This is a genomic window from Bradyrhizobium sp. (assembly GCF_049586575.1).
Classification (GTDB): domain Bacteria; phylum Pseudomonadota; class Alphaproteobacteria; order Rhizobiales; family Xanthobacteraceae; genus Bradyrhizobium.
This window is the reverse complement of sequence record NZ_JBAVCF010000468.1, coordinates 1-8,801: the sequence shown is the minus strand read 5'-3', so window position 1 is coordinate 8,801 and position 8,801 is coordinate 1. Positions and strand designations below refer to the sequence as shown.

Annotated in this window: 8 protein-coding genes and 1 pseudogene; 2 read left to right on the top strand and 7 right to left on the bottom strand. The window is 62.3% G+C overall.

The annotated features are described in order from the left end of the window. The 3 genes from WB528_RS18180 to WB528_RS18170 all read right to left on the bottom strand — a co-directional run. Positions 1–496 (bottom strand): AMP-binding protein (locus WB528_RS18180; RefSeq protein WP_423889782.1); only part of this gene is annotated, 496 nt, incomplete at its 3' end. Positions 497–618: 122 nt separating this feature from the next. After that, entirely contained in the window at positions 619–1,446 is an 828-nt protein-coding gene (locus tag WB528_RS18175) for an alpha/beta hydrolase (protein ID WP_423889781.1), read from the bottom strand. Between the two features lie 22 nt (positions 1,447–1,468). Then, positions 1,469–1,963 carry a MarR family winged helix-turn-helix transcriptional regulator gene (locus WB528_RS18170; RefSeq protein WP_423889780.1) on the bottom strand — a complete coding sequence of 165 codons (495 nt, stop codon included), beginning with the start codon at positions 1,961–1,963 and terminating at the stop codon, positions 1,469–1,471. 302 nt (positions 1,964–2,265) lie between these two features. Here WB528_RS18170 and WB528_RS18165 point away from each other — a divergent pair, with 302 nt between their 5' ends. Both WB528_RS18165 and WB528_RS18160 read left to right on the top strand, forming a co-directional pair. Next, positions 2,266–3,447 carry an ABC transporter substrate-binding protein gene (locus WB528_RS18165; RefSeq protein WP_423889779.1) on the top strand — a complete coding sequence of 394 codons (1,182 nt, stop codon included), beginning with the start codon at positions 2,266–2,268 and terminating at the stop codon, positions 3,445–3,447. A gap of 24 nt (positions 3,448–3,471) precedes the next feature. Next, positions 3,472–3,927 carry a cupin domain-containing protein gene (locus tag WB528_RS18160; protein ID WP_423889778.1) on the top strand — a complete coding sequence of 152 codons (456 nt, stop codon included), beginning with the start codon at positions 3,472–3,474 and terminating at the stop codon, positions 3,925–3,927. A 156-nt stretch (positions 3,928–4,083) separates the two neighbouring features. On the opposite strand, the gene WB528_RS18155 is transcribed toward WB528_RS18160, so the two are convergent. From WB528_RS18155 to WB528_RS18140, 4 genes and pseudogenes are all read right to left on the bottom strand, one after another. Next, positions 4,084–5,334 carry a flavin-dependent oxidoreductase gene (locus tag WB528_RS18155; RefSeq protein WP_423889777.1) on the bottom strand — a complete coding sequence of 417 codons (1,251 nt, stop codon included), beginning with the start codon at positions 5,332–5,334 and terminating at the stop codon, positions 4,084–4,086. Between the two features lie 47 nt (positions 5,335–5,381). After that, positions 5,382–7,733, bottom strand: a complete 2,352-nt coding sequence (locus tag WB528_RS18150) for a bifunctional salicylyl-CoA 5-hydroxylase/oxidoreductase (RefSeq protein WP_423889776.1) — start codon at positions 7,731–7,733, stop codon at positions 5,382–5,384. Between the two features lie 90 nt (positions 7,734–7,823). Beyond that, positions 7,824–8,660, bottom strand: a complete 837-nt coding sequence (locus WB528_RS18145; RefSeq protein ID WP_423889775.1) for an enoyl-CoA hydratase family protein — start codon at positions 8,658–8,660, stop codon at positions 7,824–7,826. A gap of 36 nt (positions 8,661–8,696) precedes the next feature. Beyond that, positions 8,697–8,801: pseudogene (locus tag WB528_RS18140) on the bottom strand (3-hydroxyacyl-CoA dehydrogenase); the annotation flags it as partial.

Below are 8,801 nucleotides of genomic sequence, written 5' to 3'. Positions count from 1 at the left end.
TGGCGCAGGCGACCAGTTCGTCGGCGATGCGGCTGTCGGTCAGCGCCAGCGTAATCTCGGCCTTATCGACGATCTTGCTCAACTCGACGGCGCGAAGCAGCGGCATGGTATTGACGACCACCGCGCCCGCTTTGGTCGCCGCCAGCCACACAGCAACCAGCGCCGGATTGTTGCCCGAGCGGATCAGGACGCGATTGCCGGGCTTGACGCCGTAATTCTCCACCAGCGCATGGGCCAGGCGGTTCGACCAGTCGGAAAGTTCCTTGTACGTGCGCTGGCGGCCATTGCCGATCAGTGCGATCCGGTCGCCCAATCCCTTCTCGACGATCCGGTCGGTCAGTTCGACCGCGGCGTTGAGATATTCCGGATATTGAAACTCCGGCCGGTCGAGAGCGATATGCGGCCACTGCTCGAGCGGCGGCAGGTTTCGCCGCGTAAAATCATCGACGTGAGCCGACGGTCCAAGCGATGAGACAAGTCTGGAAGAGCCTGACATTTGCATCGTCCCCCGTTTTTCGGGATGAGAGAATGCGCTCGTTCCGGGTCCCCGGAATGACGATCCCAAAAACATTTTATACTTAAAGCAATTCGGCGCAATAGGCCTTTGGGCGTCCTTTATTAGCGGCCTGCCAACTCCTTCAGGCGCAGCGTCATGGGGGAAGCGGGATCGGCAAGCGGTGCAATCGCGGTGAAGTGATTGGCCGCGGGCACGGCGCCGAATCTTGTGGCAAGGCCGGCCTTTCCCCAAACCTCAACGACGGCCCGGCTTTGCCGGTGATATTCCGCGCTTTCGGCTTCGCCTACCACCGCATCGAGGCTGCCATGGGCGGGAGGCGACCAGAACAAGGGGCTTGCGGCCCGGGCCGCGGCGGGCGTGAGACCCAGCGCCTTGTTGACCGAAGTCGGAACCAGCGGCTCCAGATCGAACAGGCCGGAGATTGCATAAGCCGCGCTAACAAGGTCCGCCGGCAAGGAGGGGGCATACGCCTTCCAGTCGGTAGCGAGCATGCAGGCCGCCAGGTGCCCGCCGGCCGAGTGGCCGCTGATGACAAGCCGCTCTGAAAGCTTTGCCAGTTCGCGCGTCGCCTGACGCATCTCCTCGATGATCTCGGCAACCGAAACCTGCGGACAGAGATCGTAAGTCGGAACGGCAACGGCCACGCCATGGGCGTTGAGCCCGCGCGCCATATGGCTGAAAGACGAGCCGTCCAGCGCCTGCCAATAACCGCCATGAATGAAGACGACGAGCGGCGCTTGGCCTAGATCCTGGCCGTCACCGGCAAAGACATCGATCAGATGGCGTGAACCCGGCCCGTAACTGACCCGGCGTGGGGTGCGTTTTTCGCGATAGGCCGCGGCATCCCGCGCCCAGCCCGCCATCAGCGCCGGATTTTCCGGCACGCGAGCCCGGTTGTTGTATTCGACCTCGTAATCGATGCCGGTCACAGCAATTCCAGATCCTTGAAGCTCACTCTTTGTTATCCTGCGCGGACTTTTGCGCGGACGCCTTGGTCTTGGCGAGCAGCCGCATCAATTCGCGAACATCCTTCGGCGAAAGGCCGGCAAAGATATCGGCGATCCAGTTTTCATGCTCGGCCGCCATCTTGCGAAACTCGGCCCTGCCGGCTTTGGTCAGCCGGATCACCTGGACGCGCCGGTCGCTCTGGGACGTGCGCCGGTCGAGATGCCCGGACTCGACCAGCCGCTCGACGAGACCGGTGACATTGCCGTTGCTGACCATCATCCGTTTGGACACGTCCGACAGCGTCATGCCCTCCGGCACCTTGTCGAGCTGGGCCATCAGGTCGAACCGCGGCAACGTGACATCGAAGCGCTCGCGCAACCGGCTGCGAACTTCGCCCTCGATCAGGGTCGTGCATGTCAAAAGCCGCAGCCAGAGCCGCAGCTCGCTGCCGTGATCGCCGGGAAGCTCGACGGCCTTGGTCTCGGAATCGAGGATCATGTCGCAACCATGCTTGTCCGGCGCCCACTGCCCTCGCCGCCGAGGGGTCCGGGCGATATTTTGACCTTCAAGTAATTGAAGTGCCCCTTCAAGTCAAAATGCGCGCCCGCATGGGTGACCCGAGGGGCCGGGCTAATTTCTTTAAGTTTCAAATAATTGGCGCAGCCTTTGCATGTTACGTCTTGGGTTAGTCGAAGGGCTATCTTCGCTCGCTTGCCGCCGCTGCCGTCATCAGCATAAGCTGCCGGCAACTAAAGCAACTAAAAGAGCCCGATATGCGGGCGATTAAGGGGAGACGAGTCATGCGTCAGCTATCGAGATGGGCCGCCACCGCGGCCGCGGTCGGTGTTCTCGCCAGTCCAGCCGCCGCGCAGGATAAACTGAAGATCGGCGTGATCGTGACCCTGTCGGGTCCGGCAGCCGCGCTGGGTGCGCAGGTCCGCGACGGCTTTGCGCTGGCGGTCAAGGACCTCGGCGGCAAGATGGGCGGCCGCGACGTCGATGTCGTGGTCGTCGATGACGAACTCAAGCCCGACGCTGCGGTTTCCAAGGTCAAGGGCCTGCTCGAACGCGACAAGGTCGATTTCGTCGTCGGCCCGATCTTCTCCAACATCCTTCTGGCGATCCACAAGCCGGTCATCGATACCAAGACCTTCCTGATCAGCCCGAATGCCGGTCCGTCGAGCTACGCGGGCAAGAATTGCAGCCCGTTCTTTTATGTCACCTCCTACCAGAACGATCAGGTGCACCAGGTTCTCGGCAAGGTCGCGCAGGATCGCGGCTACAAGCGCGTTTACGTGATGGAGCCGAATTATCAGGCCGGCAAGGATTCGGCGGCCGGCTTCAAGATCGACTACAAGGGCGAAATCGTCGAAGAGAGCTACGTGCCGCTCGGTACGCTGGATTTCCAGGTCGAACTCTCCAAGATCGCTTCGCTGAAGCCCGATGCCGTCTTCACCTTCATGCCGGGCGGCATGGGCGTGAGCCTCGTGAAGCAGTACAAGCAAGCCGGCCTTGCCGACAAGATCCCGGTGCTGTCGGCCTTCACGGTCGATGAATCCACGCTGCCGGCGCAGCAGGATGCGGCCGTGGGCATGTTCGGTGGCGCGGACTGGGCGCCCGACCTGAACAATCCGCAGAGCAAGAAGTTCGTCGCCGGCTATGAAGCCGCCTATAACAGCGTACCCGGCACCTATGCTATGCAGGGCTACGATACGGCGCTTCTGATCAATAGCGCAGTGAAGGCGCTCAAGGGCGACCTCAGCAACAAGGAGGCGGTCTCGGCTGCGTTGAAGAAAGCCGATTTCACCTCGCTGCGCGGCAACTTCAAATTCAATATCAACGGCTATCCGATCCAGGATTTCTATCTGACCAAGGTGGCCAAGCGGCCGGACGGAAAATTCGAGACCGAGATCGTGCAGAAGGTGTTTGCGAATGACGCCGACCGCTACGCCAAGGAATGCGTGCCGGGCAAAGCCGAGTAGTAACGAGAAGGGAAAGAAACCAGCATGACCAGCGAAATCACCGGCATCACCCGTGCCAATGAGGGCATCCAGGGCATCTCCTGGAATATTCTCGGCCAGACCTACGTGCCGAAGCACCGCACGGACCACTCCTTCTCATGGCACGCGACGTTTCCGCCCGGCACTTTCGTGCCGCCGCACATCCATCCGGATCAGGACGAGTACCTTTATTTGCTGGAAGGCAAGCTCGACTTCATGCTTGCCGGAGCAGACGCGCAGGCGACGCCGGGCGATCTGGTCCGGCTCGGCATGGGCATCCCGCACGGCATCTTCAACAAGTCGGACCAGGTCGTCAAAGTGCTGTTCTGGGTCTCACCGACGCAGAAGCTTTATGACCTGTTCTGGGGCATTCACAACCTGAAGGAACAGAACCCTGAAACGGTGGTGGCGTTGGCCGCCGAGCACAACATCCACTTCCTGCCCCCGCCTCCGGGAGCGTGAGGCTCTCAGCCGCCAACCTGCCTCCTCCTCATGGTGAGGAGGCGCTTCTTGGCGCCGTCTCGAACCATAAGGCCGAGTATCATCCGCCTTGGCGGCCTCATCCTCGAGACGCGGCCAAATGGCCGCTCCTCAGGATGAGGAAGTGCCAGCACGCTCTCACCCCCTCACCGCAGCCAGTCCCGGCACGGCGGCGAAGCCTGCCTTGGTGGCATAGCCGCGCACGATGGCTTCGCGTTGCGCGTAGCTCAGCACCTTGTCGATATCGGTAAACCCGTCGGGCGCGAGCTGTTCGACCGCATCGATCACGCCCTCAGGGCCGCCGCGGCGGTTGGAGCGGACGATCTCAGCCGTCATCGGCAGTCGCTTCTGCTCATAGGCCATCAACGCCTGGCGCGGATGTTCGGAACGGGCCAATAAATCCGCAAGACAACGCGCATCGAGAATGGCCTGCGAGGCGCCATTCGAGCCAACCGGATACATCGGGTGCGCGGCATCGCCGAGCAGCGTCACGCGGCCGGTTGACCAATAGGGCAAGGGATCGCGGTCGCAGGTCGGATATTCGTAGAATTCGGGCGTCGCCGAAATCAGGCCGGCGACATCGACATGAGGCACCGAGAACCGCGCAACATGCGGCATCAGCTCTTCGCGCCGGCCCGGGCGCGACCAGTCTTCGCGGCGCGGCGGCGCGGAGTTGTTGTCGCCGACTTTCACCAGCACCGCCCAGTTGGTCAGCCGGTTCGATGGGCTCGAGCCTTCCGCGATTGGATAGACCACGACCTTGGCATTGAGGCCGCCGGCAACGATCATCGAGCGGCCAGTCAGGAACATCGGCCAGTCGCGGGCGCCGCGCCACAGCATCAAGCCGTTCCAGCACGGCGGACCTTCAACCGGAAACAGCGTCTCGCGCACGCGCGAGTGAATGCCGTCGGCGCCGATCAGGATATCGCCGCGCACGGTCCTGATGTGGCAGCCATGGCGATCGAAGAAGTGCGCGGACACCCCGCCCTCGTCCTGGGTGAAGGCGCCGAGGCGATGACCGGTGTGAATGGATTCGTTGCCGAGCCGTTCCTCCACCGCGCGATGAATCACGCTTTGCAGGCGGCCGCGGTGAATCGAGAATTGCGGCACATCGTGGCCGGCGTCGATGCCGCGAACATCGCGCCAGACTTCCTGGCCGTGGCGGTTGAGATAATAAAGCACGTCGGTGCGGATCGCGACGTCGTCGAGCTTCTGCAGGAGGCCGAGGCCAGCGAGTTCGCGGATCGCATGCGGCAGCGTATTGATGCCGACGCCGAGTTCGCGGATGGTGTCCGCCTGTTCGAACAATTCGCAGCCGATGCCGCGGGCGCGCAACATCAGCGCCGTGGTCAGACCGCCGATTCCGCCGCCGACGATAATCGCCTTCATCACTCTACTCCACTCGCGATTAGCCGCGATTACATTCGCATGTGGGCTTATTCGGCTGCAAGCGGCTTTGTGGCCTCCGCCTTCAGCTCGGCCCGGGTCTTCGGCTTAGCCTTAATTTTAAGGTCCTCGAAGTCCTGCCGGTCCCTGACGCTATTGCGGAAAATCTGCTCTTTCCCCGGCAGATATTGCGGCGGGCTGAATATGTCGTCGGCGCCGTACCAGGCCGCAGCCCTCATGGTGAACGCTGGGTCAACCAGATGCGGGCGGCCGAGCGCCACCAGGTCGGCCCGGCCGGCGGCGAGGATGGTGTTAACCTGATCGGCGGTCGTGATATTGCCGACGCACATGGTGGCGACGCGCGCTTCGTTACGAACCTGGTCGGAAAACGGCGTCTGGAACATGCGGCCATAGATCGGCTGCGCATCGCGCACGGTTTGGCCGGTCGAGACATCCACCAGATCGACACCGGCTTCGGCAAAGGCCCGCGCGATCGTCACGGCGTCATCGCCGGTGATGCCGCCCTCGGCCCAGTCGGTTGCGGAAATGCGCACCGACATCGGCTTGTGCGAAGGCCATACCGATCGCAGCGCCTCGAATATTTCGAGCGGATAGCGCAAGCGGTTTGTCAGCGAACCGCCGTAATTATCGGTGCGCTGGTTGGTCAGCGGTGAAATGAAACTTGCGAGCAGATAGCCGTGGGCGCAATGCAGCTCCAGCATGTCGAAGCCGCAGGCGTCACCGCGTTCGGCCGCGGCAACGAATTCGGCCTTGACCTTGTCCATGGCGGCGCGATCCATCTCGCGCGGAACCTGGCTGTCCGGGAAGTAAGGAACCGGCGATGCCGAGATCACGTCCCAGCCACCTGCTTCCAGTGGACGATCCATGCCGTCCCACATCAATTTCGTCGCGCCCTTGCGGCCGGCGTGTCCAAGCTGGAGGCAGATCTTTGCCGCCGAATTCGCATGAACGAAATCGACGATGCGCCGCCAGGCTTTCTCCTGCTCGTCATTCCACAGGCCCGCGCAGCCGGGCGTGATGCGCGCGTCACGCCCGACGCAGGTCATCTCGGTGAAAATCAGACCGGCGCCGCCGAGCGCGCGCGAGCCGTAATGAACGAGATGAAAATCGCCGGGCACGCCTTCCTCCGCCGAGTACATGCACATCGGCGAGACCACGGCGCGGTTCGCCAATGTCATCTCGCGCAGTCGAAGCGGCTGGAACATCGGCGCGAGCGGCTTTTCGACATCGACGTCGAAGCCGCGGTCACGGACATGGCGAGCAAACGCCTTGTCGACTTCGCCGACGAATTCCGGCGCGCGCAGCGTCAGGTTGTCGTAGGTGATGGCCTTGGCGCGAGTCATCACGCCGAACGCAAATTGCACCGGGTCGAAATCCCAGAAGCGATCGACATGCTCGAACCAGACCAGCGACACGTCCGCGGCGTGCTGGGTCTTCTCGACTTCCTCGCGGCGGCCCTGCTCGTAAGTCGCGAGCGCTGCCTGAACCGTCGGCGCGCGATCCATGGCATCCGCAAGCGCAATGGCATCTTCCATCGCAAGCTTGGTGCCGGAGCCGATCGAGAAATGCGCGGTCGCCTTGGCGTCGCCGAGCAGCACCATGTTGCCTTTGACCCAGCGCTCGCTGCGGATCATCGGGAAATTCCGCCACATCGATCGGTTGGTGAGCAGCGGGTGGTCTCCGAGGAACCAACCGAAAATTTTCGACATACGATCGGCGGACTGCTTTTCGTCCAGGCCTGTGAGGCCGGCGCGCTTGAAGGTCTCGGGATCGGTCTCGAAGATCCAGGTCGACCGTCCGGCTTCGTATTGATAGGCGTGCGCAATGAACGGCCCCCACTCCGTCTCCTGAAAGATGAAGGTGAAGGCGTCGAGCGGCCGCGTGGACCCCATCCAGGCAAACACATTGGAGCGCAGATCGACTTCGGGCTTGAAATGCGCGGTATGCTTGTCGCGGAAGCGACTGTTGCTGCCGTCGGCGATCACAACGAGGTCGGCATCCGCGAAGCGCGATTCATCGTCGATCTCGGTCTCGAAGATCAGCTTGACGCCGAGTTCGCGCGCACGCTCCTGCAGGATCAGCAGCAACTGACGGCGCGAGCAGCCGCAAAAGCCGTTGCCGCCGACACGATGCACCGTGCCGCGGAAGTGGACGGCGATATCGTCCCAATAGGCGAATTCCTGGGTGATCCGGCGATAGCTCGGGGGATCGTACTTCTCGAAATTATCGAGGGTTGCGTCGGAAAACACCACGCCGAAACCGAACGTGTCGTCGGCCCGATTGCGTTCATAGACCGTGATGTCGGCCTGCGGGCGCTGCTTTTTGAGCAGGATTGCCGAGTAGAGACCAGCCGGTCCGCCGCCGATGATCGCGACCTTCATGGGAGCCTCATCCGCCTTTTTTTGAAAACCGGAATTATTTTAAACCTAAAATAATTCCCCGGCAAGCGCCGTCAGGCCATGCTAGCCGCTTCAATTCCCCTTGAACACGGGCTTTTGCTTGTTCGCAAAGGCTTCGAAGGCGCGGGTGAAATCCACGGTCGTCATGCACAGCGCCTGCGCGATGGCCTCGGCCTCGATCGCCTCTTCCACCGACATCGCCCATTCCATCGCCAGCATGCGCTTGGTCATGGTGTTGGCAAAGGTCGGGCCCGCCGCGATATCCCCGGCCAGCGCACGGGCCTGCGGCAACACGTCAGCGGGCGCGACGATACGGCTGAAAAAGCCCCAGCGCTCGCCCTCCTCCGCGCTCATGAAACGACCGGTGTACAGCAGTTCCGAGGCGCGCGCTTGTCCTATGATGCGCGGCAGGATCGCGCATGCGCCCATGTCGCAGCCGGCAAGGCCGACCTTGTTGAACAGGAACGCAACCTTGGCGCCGGTCGCCGCCAGCCTCATGTCGGATGCCATCGCGATGATGGCGCCGGCGCCGGCGCAGATCCCCTCCACTGCCGAAATGATCGGTTGCGGACTGGCCCGCATCGCCTTGACGAGATCGCCCGTCATGCGGGTAAAGGCGGTCAGGCCCTTGGTATCCATCTTCACCAGCGGGCCAATGATTTCGAACACGTCGCCGCCGGACGAAAAATTGCCGCCGGCGCCGGAGACGACCACGGCCTTCACGTCGTCATCGAAAGCGCAGGCGCGAAAGAAATCGGTCAGTTCGCGGTAGCTTTCAAACGTCAGCGGATTTTTGCGTTCCGGACGGTTCAGTGTCACGGTCGCGACACCTCCCTCCACGCTCAGGAGAAAATGGCGCGGCGCATATTGCGCGAGCGGCAATGTGACGGAATTGGCTGATTGGCTCATGAATTTTTTCCTTAGGTCTGAATACCGTCCGAGGCGTCAAATCTCTCCGCCGGCAACCACAATAGCCTGGCCCGTGATAGCGCCCGCCCCCTCGCCACACAGCCACAACACAGTATCGGCGACTTCCGCAGGGGATACGAG